The sequence below is a fragment of the Parabacteroides sp. D25 genome (assembly GCF_000307475.1).
Taxonomy (GTDB): Bacteria; Bacteroidota; Bacteroidia; order Bacteroidales; family Tannerellaceae; genus Parabacteroides; species Parabacteroides distasonis.
In genome coordinates, this window is sequence record NZ_JH976500.1 from 456,355 (window position 1) to 476,362 (window position 20,008).

Sequence of the window (20,008 nt, forward strand, 5' to 3'; positions counted from 1 at the left end):
GATATGAATTATTGTGAGAAGATACATTATACGATATTAAGCACCAAGCGGGCCGAGTTCGCCGTTATGGTGGACGATCTATTGTCTCAATTGCCTCAAAACGAGGTGATCATGAGGTTGGCCTTTTTCGGTACTCCGGGTACAAATGAGGAATACGTGGCACGCCGGGTTTTGCTGCGGGAGAAGATCCGTCGGTATTATGGGGATTGCGAACCGGCTTTGAGCTATGTCTCCCAACCGCCGCTGAACGCTCCTTTGCTGATGGAGGTACATAGCTATGTGCCCGATGCGCAGGATCGGATTACTTTCCGTCATTATCAAGGTGTTCCTTATGTCTTGTTGGAGAATGCCTCGGGACGTTTCCTTTTTGCCGGCGGTTTTCAAGGGGATGTACTCCATTTTGGTATAGAGCCTCAGTCGGTGGAAGCTTTCCGGTTATTGGGGGATGTGCTTCGTCGGGAGGGTTTTCCGTTGAATAGCATTATCCGTCAGTGGAATTATATCGAGCGTATAACCGCTTTCGACGGTCCGGATCAGCATTATCAAGCGTTTAATAACGCCCGGTCTGATTTTTATAGTAAAACGGAATGGGCGAATGGTTATCCTGCCGCTACGGGTATCGGGGCGAATCTGGGAGGTATCTTGATCGATGTGGATGCCGCCGTGTTTACTACGCCGGATGCTTTCGCTACGCCGATCGATAATAAGTTGCAGGTGGCTGCCCATGCGTATTCGGAACAAGTACTGGAAGTTGCCCGACAAAAGAAGACGACCCCTAAGTTCGAGCGTGCCAAGAGCATGACTTTTCAGGATCGTAAATTGATTTATATTTCCGGTACAGCCGCTATCCGTGGTGAGGAGAGCTTGACGGGAGTAGGTCTGGAACGTCAGCTACGGATCACGATGGAAAATATAGCGGAACTGATCGCTGACGCTAAATTGGTTAAGTTACGAGTCTACTTGAAGAATAAATCCGACTATAAGGAGGCTGAGCGTTTGATGAATACCTACGGATTAAATATCCCGATCTCTTATATGTGGGCCGACGTTTGCCGGGATGAGTTATTGATCGAGATCGAGGGAATAGCGATACGTTGAAACAAATAGTACTAACAAATATACACAAAAACAAATGAGAAAAGGTTTGAACATGAAAATGGCGGCTATGGGATTGGTGTTGGTATCTATGGTCGCATGTACGGGAAAGACAACGACAGACGCTACTTGTTGCGCCGCTAACGGGGAGGGCAATTGTCCGGAAGGAACTTGCCGCAAAGAATGCACGAACGCATGTAATACTAACAATCAAAAAAATAAAACAATGGCTTATTCAAAGAAGTACACGAACGCCGATTTTTATAAAGACGGCAAGTTTCAACAAGATGTCGCTATGGAAGCGATGAAAGATATGTTTGCTTTCTACGATGTTCCTTTCACGGAGTTGATGGCGAAAGATATGTGGGTGACAGACTTTGGCTTGGGCGATTTCGAGAATGTAGGTATGGGGGGTATTTTCTGGATCAACGATCCGGAGTATAAGTATTTCGCTCACGCTATCTATTTGTTGCCGGGCCAGATGATTCCGGAACATGCTCACGTAAAGACTGACTTCCCGGCTAAACATGAGTCTTGGATGGTAGAGAAGGGTTGGGTATACAACTTCTCTGAGGTAGGTGACGAGACTCCGAACGCACCGGCTATCCCTGCTGGACACGGACCGATCAAGAGCAAGAATTTCGTGGTTCAGAAGGTCGGCGACGTATTACGTCTGAAGAAATTGGAGACATTCCACTTTATGATGGCAGGTCCGGAAGGCGCTATCGTAGATGAGTGGGCATGCTATCACGACAACGCTGGCTTACGTTTCACGAACCAGAAGGCCGCTTTATAAAAACCTCTAGGGTTATGCTTCGTAATTCTAAGGGTTGCCGATCGTGATCCTTAGGGTTTCAATAAACAACCTTCTAAATTTAAATTTAATACATGAATAAATACTATATAATGGTATCACTCTTGTTGTCGACCTCTCTTCTTGTTTCGGCAGGTCCGAAGCAAAAGAAGGTGGATAACTGGATTGACGCCTCAGTAAAACAAAAGTCTGAGCTTCGTGCCTCTTTGGTGAAGGCGAACATGCCGATCATGTCCGCTTGGATCAAAGCGAAGCAGAAGGCTGTCCCGATGTCCGCCGATTTGACGGGGCAGGATCAGTTGGTACTTGTTACGGCCGCCGGACCGGACGGTACGGATTGGGATTGGGGTACATGGGCGAATGCCCGTTTAATCAAGGCGGACGGTAGTTCGGTTTGGTTGGATGAGTTAGACCCGGATTATTGGGTTTCCGGTTCAAACAGTATCCGTAAGAATACGGATTTATACGGGAATCCTTTGTTGATCGGCGGTAAGAAATACGATCATAGCGTATTATGCCATGCCAATGGCGTGATGGTGTACAATATCAATAAGGAATATGTACGCTTTGAGGCTGAGGTGGGTTTGGCCGATCAGTCGACGGTAGGTAGTGTATTCTTCCGTATCATGAATGTTTTCCCGAAGGAGGAGGCCGCACGTTTGCTAGCCGCTTATCCGAAGGAATTGGGGGCTTTAAACGCTAATATCGATGGGTTGGAGAACTGGTTGACCGCCAGTGACGCTTCCGCCGAGCGTGATATTGTCTTGAATCTGGCTTCTCGTCTGAAAGACGCTGCGTATGTAAAGAACGCTGTTAAGCAGATAGAGACGGAAAAAGATATTGATACTCAGATCCGTGAGTATTTGAAACTTTATGAGAAAACTCAACGTATCTGTAATTTGCAGAGCGACTTGAGTTGGTTGAATATGGAGGCGATTCGTTTGGCTTTCAACGATATGAAAAAGTTGAAAGGCTTCGACGCCACTAAATATCAACCGGTTCTGGATGAGTTGGAACAGCAGGTAAAGAAAGGTTTCGATGGCATTTATAGTGGTGATGAGGCCGCTTTGGTTAATGCCGAGAAAGCGATTGCGAATAAACGTACGATCTTGCTGGCGAACCCGTTCTTGGACGGTGATAAAGTCTTGGCTGCCCGCTTTAAATTAGGTGTAAACGCTCATAAGGCAATGGCTCCGGATTTGGGTACGCAGGGTAATAACTGGAGTAACCAAGAGTCCGCCCGCCGTATGGGCTTCGACGCCGATATCGTGGAGTTGAGTAATTTACGCGGGGAGGATGTACAGGTACGGTCGATCTATAAACCGGAAAACGGTTCCTCTGTCGCCGACTTGCGGATGCATTGGGATGGCGATCGTGCTATGTTTACCCAGACGATGCCCGATAAGCGTTGGAACGTATTCGAGGTGAAATTGGATGGCTCGGGCTTTAAGCAATTAATACATAACGAGGAACCGGATCTGGAGTTTTATGATGGAACCTACTTACCGGACGGACGTATCATCGCCAACTCGAATATCGGTTATCAAGGCGTGCCTTGTGTAAGTGGTGATGACCCTGTCGGTAATATGGTACTTTATACGCCGGATACGAAGAACTTGCGCCGTCTGACTTTCGATCAAGACGCAAACTGGAACCCGGTAGTGATGAATAACGGTCGTGTGATGTACACTCGTTGGGAGTACACGGACTTGACGCACTATTATTCCCGTATCGTGATGAACATGAATCCGGATGGTACGGAGCAGAAAGCGCTGTATGGTAGCGGATCGATGTTCCCGAACAGTACGTTCGATATTCAGCCGTTGCCGGGCCACGGTTCCGCTTTCGTGGGAATTATCTCCGGTCACCATGGTATTGCCCGTTCCGGTCGTTTAATCGTGTTCGATCCGGCGAAAGCCCGTAAAGGCGCCGCTGGTATGGTACAGGAGATCCCGTATCGTAACCGGCCGATCGTGGAGGAGATTAAGGATGAGTTGGTAAATGGCGTATGGCCGCAGTTTATCAAACCGACTCCGCTGAATGATAAATATTTCTTGGTGGCCGCTAAATTAGATCCACAGGATTTATGGGGTATCTATTTGGTGGACGTATTCGATAACGTGACTTGTTTGCGTAAGGTAGAGGGTGAGGGCTATATCAGTCCGGTTGCCGTACGTAAGACACAGACTCCTCCGGCTATTCCGGACCGTGTGAAATTGAATGACAAAGAGGCTACGGTCTTTATTCAGGATATTTACGAGGGAGAGGGTTTGAGAGGCATTCCCCGGGGTACGGTTAAGTCTCTTCGTCTGCACGCTTATGAGTATGCTTACGTGAAGACTACCTCCGATCATAACTGGCATGGAATCCAGTCCGGTTGGGACATCAAGCGTATGTTGGGTACGGTACCGGTAGAAGAGGATGGCTCCGCTATCTTCAAGATCCCGGCGAATACGCCGATCTCTATCCAGCCGTTAGACAAAGACGGAGTGGCTATCCAGTGGATGCGTAGCTGGTTGACCGGTCAGCCGGGCGAGGTGGTATCTTGTATCGGTTGCCATGAGGACCAGAACCAGATTCCTATCCCGAAACGTGTGATGGCTTCGCAGAAAGCCCCGCATGCGTTGACTCCGCCGGAAGGGGGGACCCGTTCGTTCACGTTCGATCTGGAGATCCAACCGATCTTGGATCGCGCTTGTATCGCTTGCCATAATGGTGAGGGCAAGGCTTTCGACTTGCGTGGGGGCAAGAAGGATAAATTAGGTTATGGCACTTCTTACTTGAACCTGCATCCGTACGTACACCGTCAAGGTGGCGAGGGTGATATGGTGGTTCTTCAACCGTATGAATATCATCCGAACACGAGTGAACTGGTTCGTATGTTGAAGAAAGGGCACTTTAACGTGCAACTGACGGATAAAGAGTGGAAAACCCTTTATAACTGGATTGATTACAACGCTCCGGATAAGGGTTATTTCAATGCGAATGTACTTTCGAAGGATATCATCCCGTATCAAGGCTTCGACCAGATCAAGCGTCGTAAAGAGTTGACGGATAAGTATGCGAATGGCGCAGGCGTGGATTGGAAGAAAGAGATCTCCGATTATGCCGCTTACTTGAAGGGTAAAGGTGAGATCAAACCGGAGATGCCGGAGAAATTGGCTCCTGTCAAGGAAAAAGAGTTGAAGGTGAAAGGTTGGCCATTTGATGCGGACCGGATCAAGGCTATGTTGGCCGACGAGAAGGAAACCCGTAAGGAGATTGAGTTGGCTCCGGGTATCAAGATGACATTTGTTCGCATTCCGGCCGGACAATTCGTGATGGGTAGCTATCGTGGGCAATCCGATACTCGTCCGACGGCGAAAGTGAAGATTGACAAAGCTTTCTGGATGGGTGAGTTGGAGGTTACGAACCAGCAATTCAACGTGATTTTCCCGGATCACGACAGCCGTTTCGTGGATCAGCAATGGAAGGATCACGTGGTTCAAGGATATCCCGCTAATAAGCCAGAGCAACCGGTAATCCGTGTAAGTTACAATGACGCTATGGATTATTGTAAGAAGCTGAGTGAGAAAACAGGCTTGAACATCACGCTTCCGACCGAGGCGCAATGGGAATGGGCTTGTCGTGCCGGTAGCGATCAAGATTTCTGGTATGGCGATATGAATGCGGACTTCGGTAAAAAGGATAACCTAGCCGACGTAACCACGCTCCTGCTTGCCGTAAGCGGTATCGACCCGCAACCGATGCCTAAGACTTCTTATTGGTACAAGTACTATACTTACTTACCGAAAGAGGAAGGCGTGGATGATGGCAATTTGGTCCAGGTGGGTGGTAAGCAATATGAAGCGAATCCGTTCGGTTTGTATTGCATGCACGGTAACGTGGCGGAATGGACTCGTTCAGATTACTTGCCTTATCCTTACAACGAGAAATCGAAAGAGGTCTCCGAGTATAAGGTGGTTCGTGGTGGTTCTTATATCGAGCGACCGAAATTCTCGACGGCTTATACCCGTAAAGGATATTATCCGTACCAACGTGTATTCAACGTAGGCTTCCGGGTAATTATTGAGGATTAATAGACAAGGTCTATTTATAGATAGATAACATGGATGCGGCAAATTAATCGCCGATTCTTTCAAAAATGATTAATCTGCGTACATTTGTCGCATCAGTGTTATTAATAAATGAGCAAATGAAAATTCTAGAAAGATTTATCTCTTCTTCTGTGACGACTATCGTCCTTCTATTGATCTACGCCTTTGGCTTGGCTATCGCTACTTTTATAGAGAAGTATCATGGTACTGCCGTCGCTAAAGCGCTGATTTACTATTCTCCTGTATTTTTCTTACTCCAATTCTTATTGGTAGCCAATTTCGTGGCTATCGTTATCAAGCACCAGTTACTTAAGCGGCGTAAATGGGGATTGATGGTCACCCATGCCGCCTTTATTGTCATCCTTCTGGGTGCCCTTATTTCCCACCTTTTCGGCGAGGAAGGAATCCTTCACCTGCGTGAGGGAGAGGCTAGCGATCGTATCATGATCCGTACCTCGGACCAGACTCTCTATCATACGCTTCCTTTTAGCGTAGAACTCGTGAAATTTACCTTAACCCGCTATCCCGGCTCTGCCAGTCCCTCTGCTTATGAGAGTGAGTTGCTGGTACATGTAGATGGACAGACTCGCCATGCCCGGGTATATATGAATAATGTATTAGACGTGAAAGGCTATCGCTTCTTCCAAGCCTCCTATGACCCGGATGAGCAAGGAACGGTACTTTCCGTGAACCGAGATGTGGCCGGAAGGAATATTACATATACCGGTTACGTGATTTTAGTGATCGGCTTTATACTTTGCTTGGTAGGTAAAAACTCCCGTTTCATGAAATTAAGCCGTCAGTTGAAAGATTTAAGAGAGGGCGCTCGTAAAACGACCCTGTTAGTAGCGGTTCTTCTTTCCGTAGGGGGCTTGCGGGCGCAAGGTGCGGCCGCTCCCGAGATGAAGGAGGCCATACAGAAATATGCGATAAGTCCGGAACATGCCGCTAAGTTCGGTGCGTTGCCGATCCAATCGGTAAGCGGACGTATGTTGCCAATCAATACATTTTCTTCCGAGGTACTACGGAAGTTGCATAAATCAGACCGGTTCGGTTCCTTGAACTCTGATCAGTTCTTGTTGAGCGTCTTGGCTATGCCGGATATGTGGGTCCGGGTGCCGTTTATCGCCTTGTCTAATAGTGAGCTGGCTAATTATTACGACCTTACGGATAAGGAGTGTGCCTATATAGAGGTATTCGATAGCCACGGACGCTATAAATTGCAAGAGAAGCTGGACGAGGCCTACAATAAAATGCCGGCGGAGCGTACCCGCTTCGATAAAGACTTGATCAAGCTGGATGAGCAGGTGAATATCTTCCATCAATTGATCAATTACCAGATGTTAAACCTTTTCCCGAAAGAGGACGACCCGGATCACAAATGGTATGCGCCGGGCGATGATTTGTCGGCGTTTTCCGGAAAGGACTCCATGTTCGTTACCCACATTATGGGCTGGTATTTATCGGAGGTACAGGAAGGATTGAAGAGTGGTGATTGGGAGAAAGCGGACGAGGTAATCGGAATGATCCATACGTATCAGCAAGCCAAGAATAAGACGGTAGACATTCGCCCTGAGAAAATACAGGCCGAGATTAAATATAATCAAATGGATGTATTCCGGCAATGTAAGAAAGGCTACTTGATTTTGGGTGGCTTGTTGCTGGTCTTCGCTTTCGTGGCCTTATTCAAGAAGGAAAAATGGGTTACCTATACGACTTGGGTATTGAGTCTGGGCATTTTGGCCGTATTCGTTTTCCATATGTATGGAATGGGAATGCGGTGGTATATCGCAGGTTACGCTCCTTGGAGCAATTCGTACGAGACGATGGTTTATGTGGCTTGGGCTACGGTGTTCGCCGGGTTGTTGTTCGTACGAAAGAGTACGCTTACGTTTGCGTTGGCAACATTATTCGGGGGGATCATCTTGTTCGTGTCCGGCTTAAGTTGGATGGACCCGCAGATCAATCCGCTGGTTCCGGTCTTGAAATCCCCGTGGTTGATGTTCCATGTGGCGGTTATCGTGGGAGCTTACGGTTTCTTCGGCATTAGCTGTCTGATCGGCTTGACGAATCTGGTGATGATGAGCGTAAGCGGGGAGAAGAACAGCGTGATGCTCAAAGAGCGGGTACGGGAATTGAGTATCGTGAACGAGATGTCGCTTTGGATCGGGTTGGCCTTGATGACGATCGGTACCTTCTTGGGAGCGGTCTGGGCGAATGAGTCATGGGGACGTTATTGGGGCTGGGACCCGAAGGAGACGTGGGCATTGATTACGATGGTGATATATGCGATCGTGACGCATCTTCGCTTGATACCGAAATGCAATAACCTGTGGCTGTTTAATTTCACGTCTATCTTGGCCTTCTATTCGGTGTTGATGACCTTCTTCGGCGTGAATTATTTCTTGAGTGGCATGCACTCTTATGGCCAGAATGACAACGTGAACGGGATATTTATTTATCTTTATCTGTCGATCATCCTAGTATTGGGGGCTGGCTTTATATCCTATCGGAAGAGAACGAATTTTAATAATATAATTGTCTAACTATAAATTGAATAGATCATGAGAACATTTAATCACGTAGGAATTGTCACTACGGAAAGTAAAGAAGGGGCGGTTTATAACGAAGGCCTGAGTGTATGGTTGACGGATTACAGCAAGAGTCCGAACCGGATCGAGTTCTTGAAATTCGAGAAAGGCAGCTGCCTACCGGAGTTGGTACAGACCAATGGCCACATCGCTTATACGGTTCCTTGTTTGGAAAAAGAGTTGGAAGGTAAGAAGGTAATCTTCGGCCCGGCTGTTTGCGACGAGCACTTGACGATCGCTTTCATCGAGGAAGAAGGTATCGCTATCGAGATCATGGAACTAAAGTAATTCGTAAATCAAAATTCATAAATCTAAAGGAGGATAATACCATGTCAGACATCAAGACAAAATTCATAAATGATCCTGAGAATATTACGGCTGAGTTATTGGAAGGCTATGTATTAGCGTATCCGAATCAGGTAAAGTTGGCGGCTGAGAATATCGTCGTACGTGCTAACCCGAAAGGCAATGATAAGGTTGCGATCGTTACCTTAGGCGGTTCCGGTCATGAGCCTGCCTTGAGCGGTTTCGTAGGAGAGGGCATGTTGGATTGCTCCGTCGTGGGTGACGTATTCGCCGCTCCGGGTGCCCAACGTTTGTTTCAGGCACTGCAATTGATGGATCGTGAGGCCGGGATCTTGCTGGTCGTATTGAACCATTCCGGCGACGTGATGAGCGCTAACATGGCTTGCCAGTTGGCTGCTCGTAAAGGGATCAAGGTGAAGAAATTACTTACGCATGATGATATCAGCGCAGGTATCGGGGCGAATATAGACGATCGTCGTGGCTTGGCTGGTTGTGTTCCTTTGTATAAGATATTAGGTGCCGCCGCTGAGGAAGGGAAGTCTTTAGACGAGCTGATTGAGATTGGTGAACGCTATAATAAGAACGTGGCTACCTTGGCTGTCGCTATGCGGTCTTGTACGCATCCCCAGAACGGAGGTACGATCACGAACCTTCCCGATGGTATCATGGAGATCGGTATGGGCCAACATGGCGAAGGTGGCGGTGGACAGAAACCGTTGGTATCCGCCGATGATACGGCTGCGGAGATGGTAGACCTGCTTTGCCAGCAGTTACAGCCAAAAGCCGGCGATAAGATGTTGCTGATCATTAACGGCGTAGGCGCTACTACCCATATGGAATTGAATATCATCTTCCGCAAGGCTTATAAGGAGTTAGAGGCTCGCGGCTTGCAGGTGGTGGCAAGCCGTATCCAAGAGATCTTGACCGTACAGGAGCAAGCCGGATTCCAGATGATTATGGCGATCTTGGATGAGGATCATATCGATTATTTGAATAACAAACGTGCGGACGCACCTTATTGGACAACCCTAGGTAAATAAATAATATACATGAAACAACTTACTATCGAGGCCTTCAAGGCCATGTTAGACAATGCGCTGAAACAGATCAAGGCACGTGAGGAGGAATTCTCTAAATTGGATGCCGTAATCGGGGATGGTGATCATGGTACCGCTATCGTTGCCGCTATGACTGCTGTGAATAAAAGCGCTCAGTCTGGAACGGAGTTCAAGCAAATGCTTGGTGATATGGGTATGGATGTGATGATGGAAGTGAGTGGATCGACAAGTACCTTGCTCGGTGCTTTCTTCTTGGGTATGAGCGATCATGCAGAGGGAACCGAGTTGGATGCCGCAGGCGTGAAAGTTATGTTCGCCGGTGGCTTGGCGAATGTGCAACAACAAACCCAAGCGAAACGAGGCGACAAGACGATGATGGATGCCTTGATCCCGGCGGTGGAGGCTATGCAGGCTTGTACGTCGGATGATATCAAGGAGGTCTTGAATGCCGGCGCTAAAGCGGCGCTTGATGGAGCGGAGGCTACGGTACCGATGAAAGCTAACTTTGGACGTGCCCGCAACTATGGCGAGCGTTCGATTGGTTTCGCTGATAGCGGGGCTACTTCGTGGAGCTGTATGTTCGCTTCTTTTGCAGAGGTGCTATAAAATAATACACAGCGTGAGACGGGGCATGCCCCGTCTCTACAAAATATAATAATATAACGAATAATAAATATGGCAGATTTAGATGATTTAAGAGAAGGTGCGGACTTCGGTTTAGGCATCAATTGTGAGAACCAGAGTTTCCATGTAAAGGGAGCCGAGAACTTACCTTGGGGTATGAAAGACCGTCTGTCCCGTATCTTCAACCCGAAGACAGGCAAGGCGGTTATGCTTGCTTTTGACCATGGTTTCATCATGGGGCCGACCTCCGGTCTGGAGCGTATCGATTTGAATATCGTTCCTTTGATTGAATATGCGGATTGCTTGATGTGTACCCGTGGTATCCTGCAATCTACGATCCCTGCGAATACGACGAAACCGATTTGTCTTCGTTCGGACGCTGGAACGTCTATCCTTACGGATTTGAACGATAATGTATTGATCGATATAGAGGACGCTATCCGTATGAACGTCTCCGCCATGGCGGTTATGTTGGCTATCGGTGATGAGGCGCATGAGGCTAAGACTGTGGCTAACTTATATAAGGCGGTCGATAAGGCCAGCCGTTACAATATCCCGGTAATGGGTGTTACCGCCGTTGGTAAGCAAATGGCTCGAGACGCTCGTTATTTCGGTCTGGCTTCCCGTATCTGTGCGGAGAATGGCGCTAATATCGTGAAGACCTACTATTGTGAGGGCTTCGAGAAGGTAGCCGCTGCTTGTCCGGTTCCCGTGGTAATTGCCGGTGGTAAGAAATTACCGGAGAAGGAGGCGTTGGAATTATGTTATAATGCGATCAACGACGGTGCGGCTGGCGTGGATATGGGACGTAATGTATTCCAGAGTACTTCTCCTGTCGCCATGATCCAGGCGGTTCATGCGGTCGTGCATCAAGATATCACGCCCGATCAGGGATATGAGTTGTTCCGTGACTTAGCGAAATAAAGAAGAATGAACCAATGTGTCGTTTCGCTAAATGTGCCAATATGCCAATGCGAATACAACACACATGATCTTTTTTTGCAGGGTGGACTCCATGTGTCCATCCTGCTATAATTAGCACATTGGCATATTATCTAATTAGTACATTATTATATACCATGAAAATCTATACTTTTATATTATCCGCATGCCTGCTACTCGTATGTTCCGCATGTCATGAGGCGTCGCATTATCTTTTATTAGGCGGTTCCGGCTGGGACAAAATCGCCATCGTAAACAAGAACACGAAAGAAATTGAATGGGAGCATCCCTTGGAAAAAGGATGGGAATGTAATTCCGTAGCTGTTACTCCCGACCGGAATATCCTTTTTTCCTATTCGAAAGGGGCGAAGCTAATCACCCGGGATCATGAGGAGGTCTGGAATATCTCCGCTCCGGAAGGCTGTGAGATGCAGACGGCCCGTGTACTTCCCAACGGTAATTATTTATTAGCGTGGTGTGGATACCCGGCGACGATCATGGAGGTGAATGCAAAAGGAGAGATCCTGTCGAAAACGGATTTCGACACCCATATCGAGCAACCCCATGCCCAATTCCGTCAAGTAAACAAGAATAAGCAGGGCAATTATTTAGTGCCCTTGTTCGCTACCTCTGAGATCCGGGAAATATCCCCGTCTGGTCAATTGCTGAAAAGCGTGAAAGTAGACGGTAACCCGTTTAGCGTGGCTGCGTTGGATAACGGTAATTATCTGGTCGCTTGCGGTGATGCCCATTGCTTCATAGAGCTGAATTTCGAGACTGGAGATATCGTTCGCAAGGTGAATGAGAACGATATCGAGGGAGCCCAGCTTTTCTTTGTTGCCCAGTTGCTCCCTAAACGGGACGGTGGTTTGTATATCTGTAACTGGCAAGGCCATGACGGAGAGGCTGCGAAAGGACATTACCCGCAGTTGATCGAGATAAACGGAGCCGGAAAGATGGTCTGGGATTTGAATGATAACGCTACCTTCGGGATGATCTCCTCTATTTGTCCGATCGATTAAAGATATATCCGGATTATTAATTATATTTGTACACCTAAATTCTAAATAAAGCATGGAAGAGAAAAACACGAATGCTACTAAACGTCGAAACCCTGTAACTTGGGTCCCTAGTGTCTATTTTGCTATGGGATTGCCTTTTGTAGTGCTGAACATGGTTACCGTACTCATGTTTAAGGGATTGGATATCTCGGATGCCCAGATTGCGTTATGGACCTCGGTTATCATGTTACCTTGGACCTTAAAGCCTTTATGGAGCCCGTTTTTGGAAATGTATCGTACCAAGAAATTCTTTGTCGTATTGACCCAGTTGTTATCCGGTTGCTTATTCGGTTTAGTGGCCTTGGCGTTAAACTTGCCGAGTTTCTTTGCTCTATCTATCGCATTATTAGGTATTATAGCGCTTAGCGGGGCTACGCATGACGTGGCAACGGATGGCGTTTATATGAAAGAGCTCTCACCGGAGAATCAAGCCAAATATATCGGTTGGCAAGGTGCGTTTTACAATTTAGCGAAGATCGTAGCCACGGGTGGTCTGGTTTATCTGGCGGGTTATATGATGCAATATTTTACCGGGATAGGATTGGAGAAAGAGGCCATGATATACGCTTGGATGATCGTTATGCTGCTTTGCGGTACGATCATGATCCTGCTTGGTTTTTATCATATGAAGATGTTGCCTTCGGGTGGAAAAGCCGCTACCGGAGAACATTCGTTGAAGGAAAGTATGGCTGAGCTATGGCTGGTCTTCAAGGAGTTCTTCACGAAGAAGTATATCGTGTGGTATATCTGTTTCATTATATTGTATCGTTTTGCCGAGGGTTTCGTGATAAAGATCGTACCTTTGTTCTTGAAAGCTCCGATAGCTGATCAAGGATTAGGACTAACGGAGCAAGAGATCGGTTTGTATTATGGTACGTTTGGAGCGGCGGCGTTTGTGCTGGGTTCTTTGCTCGGTGGATATTATATCTCGGCTAAGGGATTGCGAAAGGTATTGTTTACGCTTTGTTGTTGCTTCAACATACCGTTTTTGGTATACACGTTCTTGGCGTGTTTCCAGCCTGATAATGGTCTCATTATCGCTTCCGCCATCGTATTCGAGTATTTTGGCTATGGATTCGGTTTCGTGGGCTTGATGCTGTTTATGATGCAACAGGTAGCTCCGGGCAAGCATCAGATGGCGCATTATGCGTTCGCCTCAGGTATCATGAACCTTGGCGTAATGCTTCCGGGAATGATGAGCGGTTTTGTGAGTGACTGGCTAGGTTATAAGTATTTCTTTATCGTGACCTTGCTGGCGATGATCCCTTCATTCTTGGTAGCCTATTTCGTACCGTTCACGTATGACGATAAAGGTAATAAGTTAGTATAGTAATATTTTAATAGGATTAGTTATGGATAATTTGAAAATCGTAGGCGCTCCGCTGCCAGATATGCCTTGGGAAGATCGTCCCGAGGGTAGCAAAGAAGTATTGTGGAGATATTCGAAGAACCCGGTGATTCCTCGTGATATCCTCCCGACATCGAACAGTGTGTTCAACAGTGCTGTTGTCCCTTTCAAAGGTGGTTATGCCGGTGTGTTCCGATGCGACGATACGAATCGCCGGATGCGTTTGCACGTAGGTTTTAGCGCAGATGCCATTCATTGGAGTATCTCTGAGACAAAACTCGAGTTTGAGTGCGACGACAAGGAGATCGGCGAGTTTGTTTATGCCTACGACCCCCGTGTATGTTTTATCGAGGATCGTTACTATGTGACTTGGTGTAACGGTTATCATGGCCCGACGATCGGCGTGGCTTACACGTTCGATTTCGAGACCTTCCATCAGCTGGAGAACGCTTATCTGCCTTTCAACCGTAATGGCGTGATGTTCCCTCGTAAGATTAACGGAAACTTCGCCATGTTGAGCCGTCCGAGCGACAACGGTCATACTCCGTTCGGCGATATTTTCTATAGCGAGTCTCCGGATATGTGTTTCTGGGGTAAACATCGCCACGTGATGTCTCCGGCTGCGTTCGAGGATAGCGCTTGGCAGTGTACGAAGATCGGTGCGGGCCCTATCCCTATCGAGACTTCCGAAGGCTGGTTATTGATTTACCACGGCGTGCTTCGTTCTTGCAACGGGTATGTGTATAGCTTCGGTTCCGCTATCTTGGATTTGGAGCAACCTTGGAAAGTGAAATTCCGCTCCGGACCTTATTTGTTATCCCCGCAAAAGGATTACGAGTGCATGGGAGACGTTCCGAACGTAGTCTTTCCCTGTGCCGCCTTGCATGATCCGGAGACGAAACGTATCGCTATCTATTACGGCTGCGCAGATACGGTAACAGGATTGGCTTTTGGCTATATTGATGAGATTTTGGATTTTACGAAGAAGAATTCAATCATTTAACAGACTCGAGAAGAACAATATACTTTTGTTGTCGAAACAATATACTTTTACACACGAAAGTATATTGTTTTAGAACAAAAAGTATATTGTTTTTTTTATTAGGTAAAAGAGTAAGAGCTATGACAAAGATACAACAGTTTTTGGCAGATCTGCCCGAGGAGAAGAAATCCTTGTTTGTCCCTGTTTTCGGGAGCATGGAGAAATTTTATACGGTAGTTTACTTGATCGCCCGGAATGAGCACGTCACTGATCAGGAGAAGCCAGATCGTTATGAGGATCGTTTACAGGTGATTCGCCAGATACGTAACCGGGTGGAGAAACTAGTTTCCTCGTATGGCTTGGACGGAGGGGAGATCGTAGCCGATATCGCCAGCGACTATTTTGAGGATTATGTCAATTACAAAGAGCCGGAGCTAGACATTACGAATGATGAGTTTATCGCTATCCTCCAGAAAATATAGGAGATAAATATAATTTTATTGTGTGGTAGTATTGACATTATCCGGTATCACCGTGGCTTTGATGACTCTCCCGAACTTAATTGGTATCTTGCTGTTACATAGGGAAGTGAAAAACTCTGTCAAGGAGTATTGGCGACGGATGAAGGAGAAGTAATGACTGTGAATAACATTTTTTGTGTATAATACGCTTTGTATGTGTTTAATAACGCCTATCTTTGCCAATTACCGGAATTTTAGGTTCTGGGTATTCTTTGAGAAGAGTAATGATTGAGAGTTGGCAAAGTTTTATTGAATGAAGTATTTTACAAAGTTAATACGCTGGATATCCTCACAGGAGCATTTATATTTCTTATTTGCCCTGTTATTTATCATCCCAAACTGTGTGTTCTTTTTTACGGAACCGCTTCCCGTTACGGTCGGTATCGCCTCGTTGCTGATACCTTTGGCCTTTTGGATGGGTGTTTTGTTAGTGGCCCGTAAACCGGGGATCGTGGTTTGGTGCCTGTTGCCGAAGGTTATATTAGACGGGGGGCAGTTGGTGCTTCTGTATCTTTTCGGGCAGTCCGTGATAGCGGTTGATATGTATTTGAACCTTACCAGCTCGAACGCTTCCGAGGCTAGCGAATTATTGGGGAATATCATTCTGGTGATCGGTTGCGTATTCTTTTTCTATACATTGCCTACGCTGGTGCTCGCTTATCGTTCGATACGGCAGAAAGAGAAATTGCGAAATTCTTTCCGGAAGAAATGGGCCAAGATCAGCCTAGGCATGTTTGTCATGGGCTTGATCCTTTGCTTCCTGTCTCCTTTGCAAGATCACCGGTTCTCATGGAAGGACGATGTGTATCCGGCTAACGCCCTATACAATTTATATTTCGCCATAAATAAGGCGGAGAGGAACCGTAAGTATCATATTACTTCCGCCGACTTTAAGTTCGACGCCACTAAGCTGGAACAAGCTGAGGGAAAACGGGAGATCTACGTCTTGGTAGTGGGAGAGACCTCCCGTGCTATGGAATGGAGCCTTTACGGATACGAGCGCAAGACGACTCCCCGTATGGAGGCTTTAGACGGATTGGTGCATTTCACGGATGTGGTGACGCAATCGAATAATACGCATAAAAGTGTCCCCATTATCCTGTCCGCTGCCAGCGCCGAGAATTATGGAGTCCTTTACGACGAGAAAAGTATCGTGACCGCTTTCAAAGAGGCTGGTTTCCGTACGCTCGTGATCGCCAACCAGAAACTAACGACCTCGATGATCGGCGCTTTTTACCGGGAGGCAGATACCTTTATCGATATGAGCGCATTTAATACGGGTTCTACGCTAACCTCCTTGCACGATGCGGCGATCCTGCCTTATCTAAAGAAGGAACTGGATAAAGAGGACGGTAATCTTTTCGTAGTACTGCATACTTATGGCTCGCATTTTAATTACCATGAACGTTATCCGAAGGAGTTCCGTTTCTATAGGCCGGATAAGGCGGAGGGAATTCGTGCCTCGTATAAAAAGGAGTTACGGAACGCTTATGATAATTCCATCCACTATACAGATTACGTGCTGGGGGAAATCGTGGATATGTTGGCGAAGACAAATGCTCCGGCATCCATGCTTTACTTAAGCGATCATGGAGAGGATATCTTCGATGATTCCAGAGCCCGTTATCTGCATGCTTCTCCGATACCGACCTATTACCAGTTGCATATCCCGTATGTGATCTGGTTCTCGAAGGCTTACCGGGAGTCATATCCCCAGAAATATCTGGAAGCGCAGGCACACGAGACTTATCCGGTTAGCACGAACAGCGTATTCCATACGATGCTTGATATAGCCGGTGTGCGGACTCCGGTGGCCGATTCCACGTTTGCTTTAACGAATCGTGCCTTCAAGGTACGTGACCGTATGTATCTGGGAGACCATGACGACCCGATCCCATTTTGGAAAGTCGGCTTAAAAAAGCAGGATTTTGAGATGATGGATAAATGGGATATCGCTTATGATAGGAATTAGACTGATCTCAATCGTATATGAAAGAGCAAAGCGGACATATTACTAGCAAGGTGATATTAGGCTATATTTTGCTGATTACCATTGCGGTCTGCTCGGTCGCTTACATTTATAATATAGTAGAGAAAGTGGCCGAGGAGGACGAGCCGGATCATCAGGCACGCCGGAAGGTGTACTTGGTCACCAATACGCTCTCCCTGCTCTATGAGAGCGAGGCGTTGGGGCAGTTGGTAGGCATGCCCCAGAACGAGTTCCGCCACTTCAATCGTACGTTGAATAAGGCCCATAATAACATGGATTCGTTGAGGACCTTGGTGACGGACTCCATGCAACTCCTGAAAATAGATACGATCGACATACTGCTGGAGCGTAAGCGATGGAATACCCGCCGCTTGCTTGAGACTTGGCAGGAAGCGAACACGGAGCGTCTTTATACGGAGAATATCGAGAAAATAATTGCCGTCCGGGATACGATCGTAAATGAGGTGCAGGTACAAGAGCGGGTAGAGGTCAAGCAAGATACGGTGGTAGTTCCCCGTAAGAAGCGAGGATTCTTCAAGCGTTTGGCCGACGTGTTCTCTCCCGGCAAGGAAGATACCAGCATCGTGGTGAACACGACCCGGGAGATCGTCACCGATACGTTGGTGAACGCTTATAATCCGACCGATACGATTGTCAGCGTTCTGAAAAGCATCCAAGACAGTGTGGCTTGGCAACGGCAACAACTGATGGATCAGTTGTTGGAAAGGGCCTCTAACTTACGGTATAACAATAGCGTGATTACCCGGGAGATCAACCAGATGCTCCGTAATATCGAGGAGGAGGAGATGGAGGCGTCGCTGGAAAGGGTCTATAAGAAGCAGGTACTATTAAGGGAGACCTCCCATTTGATCGCCGGAATCGCGATCGTCTCCGTGGTAATCGCCTTTCTGTTCCTCTTCTTTATCTCACGGGATATCTCACGAAGTAAATATTACCGTATGCAACTGGAAAAGGCGAAACAGGTCGCCGAGAGCTTATTGCGAAGCCGTGAGAAGCTGATGTTGACGATCAGCCACGATATACGGGCTCCGCTCTCTTCCATCATCGGATATATCGAGCTTTTGCTACGCCGCCATCCAGACGAGCGTCAGCAATATTATCTGGAGAACATGAAAGGTTCCTCGGATCATATCCTTTCCTTGGTGAACGACCTGTTGGATTTCCAGCGGTTGGAGTCCGGCGAGATGGAGGTGCATAGCGTTCCCTTCCGTGTCCCGGCCTTGTTCGATGAGATCTATACCAGCTTCCAGCCGATAGCGGAGGCGAAAGGCTTACGGTTTGTCTTGAACCTGAAACCGGAGGAGACTGGGCAAGTTTATATGGGCGACCCGATCCGTATCCGGCAGGTCGTAGGAAACCTCTTATCTAACGCTATCAAGTTCACGGAAGCGGGGCGAGTCGTTTTACTTGTCTCCTTACAGAAACTGTCCGCTGTCCATTATCAACTGTCCATTACCGTCAGCGATTCCGGTCCGGGCATCCCGAAAGAGGAACAAGAGCGGATATTCGGGGAGTTTACTCGCCTTGCCGATACGGAAGAGGTGGAAGGTTTCGGTCTGGGCCTCTCCATCACCCGTAAGCTTCTGTCCTTGATGAACGGTACGCTTGCTTTGGATAGTACCCCGGGGAAAGGCAGTGATTTCACGATCTTGCTACCTCTTCCCTTGGCCGATAATCAATCTTTGCCGGACGTAACGGCGGAGGCTCCGGATGCTGGTGAGGCCGAGGCTTTACCCTTGTTTGAGGGGCAAGATGTCTATTGTCTTCTGGTAGATGACGATCCTCTACAACTGGCCTTGACGGAGGAACTCTTGAAGCAGAGTCACGTGCAGGTGGTAGGTTGTACGAATCCGCATAACGTCCTCGAGCTATTGCGGAACACCGTATTCAACGCCATTATCACCGATATACAGATGCCGACGCTGGATGGCTATCATTTACTGGAGCGGATACGTACGTCCGGTATCCCCGGAACGGATGAGATCCCGGTGATCGCCCTATCTGCCAGTATCGCCAAGGAGCACGAGCATTATCTGGAGGCTGGTTTCACGGGTTTCTTGAACAAGCCGTTTACCGCCGCCCAATTAATCTCCTTGCTGAATGAGTTGCTGACACTCCATCTGGAGGCAAGGAGCGAGTTGAATTTCTCTTCGTTGACCGCTTTTGCCGGAGAGGATCCGGAGGCCTCAGCCTCTATACTGAAAACCTTCTCGGAGGAAACCCGCAAGAGCATCGACTTACTTCGGGATGCGTTAGAGGGAAAAGACCGGGAGGAAGCCTCCCGGATATCTCATAAGTTGATTCCCCTGTTCACGATGCTGGGGGCCAATTCATTGGTACAACACCTGCGGATCTTGGAGAAGAACGATGAGGAACTGACCGATTCCGGCTGGTACCACCTGCTGGGCGAGGTAATCGAGCAAGCACTTGCTATCGTGAAGGATGCGGAGTCCGCCATCGGGTAATCTTGTGGAATCCGGTGTGGAATAAATACCCATCCGTGGAATGCCTTTCCCCATGCTTTTGAAATAAAATTCTACTTTATAGAAACAAAATTT

15 protein-coding genes are annotated in these 20,008 nt (G+C 47.6%); all 15 read left to right on the forward strand.

Annotated elements, in window-relative coordinates; translation table 11 throughout:
- Positions 1–3 precede the first annotated feature (3 nt).
- Entirely contained in the window at positions 4–1,098 is a 1,095-nt protein-coding gene (locus HMPREF0999_RS01770; protein ID WP_005857755.1) for a hypothetical protein, read from the forward strand.
- Between the two features lie 34 nt (positions 1,099–1,132).
- On the forward strand, positions 1,133–1,891 hold the full coding sequence (locus HMPREF0999_RS01775) for a hypothetical protein (protein ID WP_005857754.1): 759 nt from the start codon (positions 1,133–1,135) through the stop codon (positions 1,889–1,891).
- Positions 1,892–2,001: 110 nt separating this feature from the next.
- Entirely contained in the window at positions 2,002–5,988 is a 3,987-nt protein-coding gene (locus HMPREF0999_RS01780; protein ID WP_009275030.1) for an SUMF1/EgtB/PvdO family nonheme iron enzyme, read from the forward strand.
- 116 nt (positions 5,989–6,104) lie between these two features.
- Positions 6,105–8,552, forward strand: coding sequence for a cytochrome c biogenesis protein CcsA (gene ccsA / locus HMPREF0999_RS01785; RefSeq protein ID WP_009275031.1), 2,448 nt, complete (start codon positions 6,105–6,107; stop codon positions 8,550–8,552).
- Positions 8,553–8,570: 18 nt separating this feature from the next.
- On the forward strand, positions 8,571–8,885 hold the full coding sequence (locus HMPREF0999_RS01790; RefSeq protein ID WP_005857750.1) for a hypothetical protein: 315 nt from the start codon (positions 8,571–8,573) through the stop codon (positions 8,883–8,885).
- Positions 8,886–8,926: 41 nt separating this feature from the next.
- Positions 8,927–9,943 (forward strand): dihydroxyacetone kinase subunit DhaK, encoded by a 1,017-nt coding sequence (locus HMPREF0999_RS01795; RefSeq protein WP_009275032.1) that lies wholly within the window; start codon positions 8,927–8,929, stop codon positions 9,941–9,943.
- 9 nt (positions 9,944–9,952) lie between these two features.
- Positions 9,953–10,567 (forward strand): DAK2 domain-containing protein, encoded by a 615-nt coding sequence (locus HMPREF0999_RS01800; protein ID WP_008779698.1) that lies wholly within the window; start codon positions 9,953–9,955, stop codon positions 10,565–10,567.
- Positions 10,568–10,636: 69 nt separating this feature from the next.
- Entirely contained in the window at positions 10,637–11,509 is an 873-nt protein-coding gene (gene lsrF / locus HMPREF0999_RS01805; protein WP_009275033.1) for a 3-hydroxy-5-phosphonooxypentane-2,4-dione thiolase, read from the forward strand.
- A 155-nt stretch (positions 11,510–11,664) separates the two neighbouring features.
- Positions 11,665–12,549: a WD40 repeat domain-containing protein gene (locus HMPREF0999_RS01810; RefSeq protein WP_005857740.1), complete on the forward strand. Its 885-nt coding sequence runs from the start codon at positions 11,665–11,667 to the stop codon at positions 12,547–12,549.
- Positions 12,550–12,601: 52 nt separating this feature from the next.
- Positions 12,602–13,918 (forward strand): MFS transporter, encoded by a 1,317-nt coding sequence (locus tag HMPREF0999_RS01815; protein WP_008779699.1) that lies wholly within the window; start codon positions 12,602–12,604, stop codon positions 13,916–13,918.
- 22 nt (positions 13,919–13,940) lie between these two features.
- Positions 13,941–14,939: a glycoside hydrolase family 130 protein gene (locus HMPREF0999_RS01820; protein WP_005857736.1), complete on the forward strand. Its 999-nt coding sequence runs from the start codon at positions 13,941–13,943 to the stop codon at positions 14,937–14,939.
- Positions 14,940–15,058: 119 nt separating this feature from the next.
- Positions 15,059–15,400: a hypothetical protein gene (locus tag HMPREF0999_RS01825; RefSeq protein WP_005863025.1), complete on the forward strand. Its 342-nt coding sequence runs from the start codon at positions 15,059–15,061 to the stop codon at positions 15,398–15,400.
- Between the two features lie 22 nt (positions 15,401–15,422).
- Positions 15,423–15,554, forward strand: coding sequence for an alanine:cation symporter family protein (locus tag HMPREF0999_RS22400; protein ID WP_009017246.1), 132 nt, complete (start codon positions 15,423–15,425; stop codon positions 15,552–15,554).
- Positions 15,555–15,692: 138 nt separating this feature from the next.
- The gene (locus HMPREF0999_RS01830) at positions 15,693–17,411 is read left to right on the forward strand and encodes a phosphoethanolamine transferase (RefSeq protein ID WP_009275034.1); all 1,719 of its coding nucleotides are present in this window, start codon (positions 15,693–15,695) and stop codon (positions 17,409–17,411) included.
- 17 nt (positions 17,412–17,428) lie between these two features.
- Positions 17,429–19,915 carry an ATP-binding protein gene (locus tag HMPREF0999_RS01835; protein WP_005857731.1) on the forward strand — a complete coding sequence of 829 codons (2,487 nt, stop codon included), beginning with the start codon at positions 17,429–17,431 and terminating at the stop codon, positions 19,913–19,915.
- Positions 19,916–20,008: the final 93 nt, after the last annotated feature.

What these genes read in the sequence shown, in the direction of transcription:
- HMPREF0999_RS01770 (WP_005857755.1), top strand. Translation starts at nt 4, where the DNA reads ATGAATTATTGTGAGAAGATACATTATACGATATTAAGCACCAAGCGG.
- HMPREF0999_RS01775 (WP_005857754.1), top strand. Translation starts at nt 1,133, where the DNA reads ATGAGAAAAGGTTTGAACATGAAAATGGCGGCTATGGGATTGGTGTTG.
- HMPREF0999_RS01780 (WP_009275030.1), top strand. Translation starts at nt 2,002, where the DNA reads ATGGTATCACTCTTGTTGTCGACCTCTCTTCTTGTTTCGGCAGGTCCG.
- ccsA (WP_009275031.1), top strand. Translation starts at nt 6,105, where the DNA reads ATGAAAATTCTAGAAAGATTTATCTCTTCTTCTGTGACGACTATCGTC.
- HMPREF0999_RS01790 (WP_005857750.1), top strand. Translation starts at nt 8,571, where the DNA reads ATGAGAACATTTAATCACGTAGGAATTGTCACTACGGAAAGTAAAGAA.
- HMPREF0999_RS01795 (WP_009275032.1), top strand. Translation starts at nt 8,927, where the DNA reads ATGTCAGACATCAAGACAAAATTCATAAATGATCCTGAGAATATTACG.
- HMPREF0999_RS01800 (WP_008779698.1), top strand. Translation starts at nt 9,953, where the DNA reads ATGAAACAACTTACTATCGAGGCCTTCAAGGCCATGTTAGACAATGCG.
- lsrF (WP_009275033.1), top strand. Translation starts at nt 10,637, where the DNA reads ATGGCAGATTTAGATGATTTAAGAGAAGGTGCGGACTTCGGTTTAGGC.
- HMPREF0999_RS01810 (WP_005857740.1), top strand. Translation starts at nt 11,665, where the DNA reads ATGAAAATCTATACTTTTATATTATCCGCATGCCTGCTACTCGTATGT.
- HMPREF0999_RS01815 (WP_008779699.1), top strand. Translation starts at nt 12,602, where the DNA reads ATGGAAGAGAAAAACACGAATGCTACTAAACGTCGAAACCCTGTAACT.
- HMPREF0999_RS01820 (WP_005857736.1), top strand. Translation starts at nt 13,941, where the DNA reads ATGGATAATTTGAAAATCGTAGGCGCTCCGCTGCCAGATATGCCTTGG.
- HMPREF0999_RS01825 (WP_005863025.1), top strand. Translation starts at nt 15,059, where the DNA reads ATGACAAAGATACAACAGTTTTTGGCAGATCTGCCCGAGGAGAAGAAA.
- HMPREF0999_RS01830 (WP_009275034.1), top strand. Translation starts at nt 15,693, where the DNA reads ATGAAGTATTTTACAAAGTTAATACGCTGGATATCCTCACAGGAGCAT.
- HMPREF0999_RS01835 (WP_005857731.1), top strand. Translation starts at nt 17,429, where the DNA reads ATGAAAGAGCAAAGCGGACATATTACTAGCAAGGTGATATTAGGCTAT.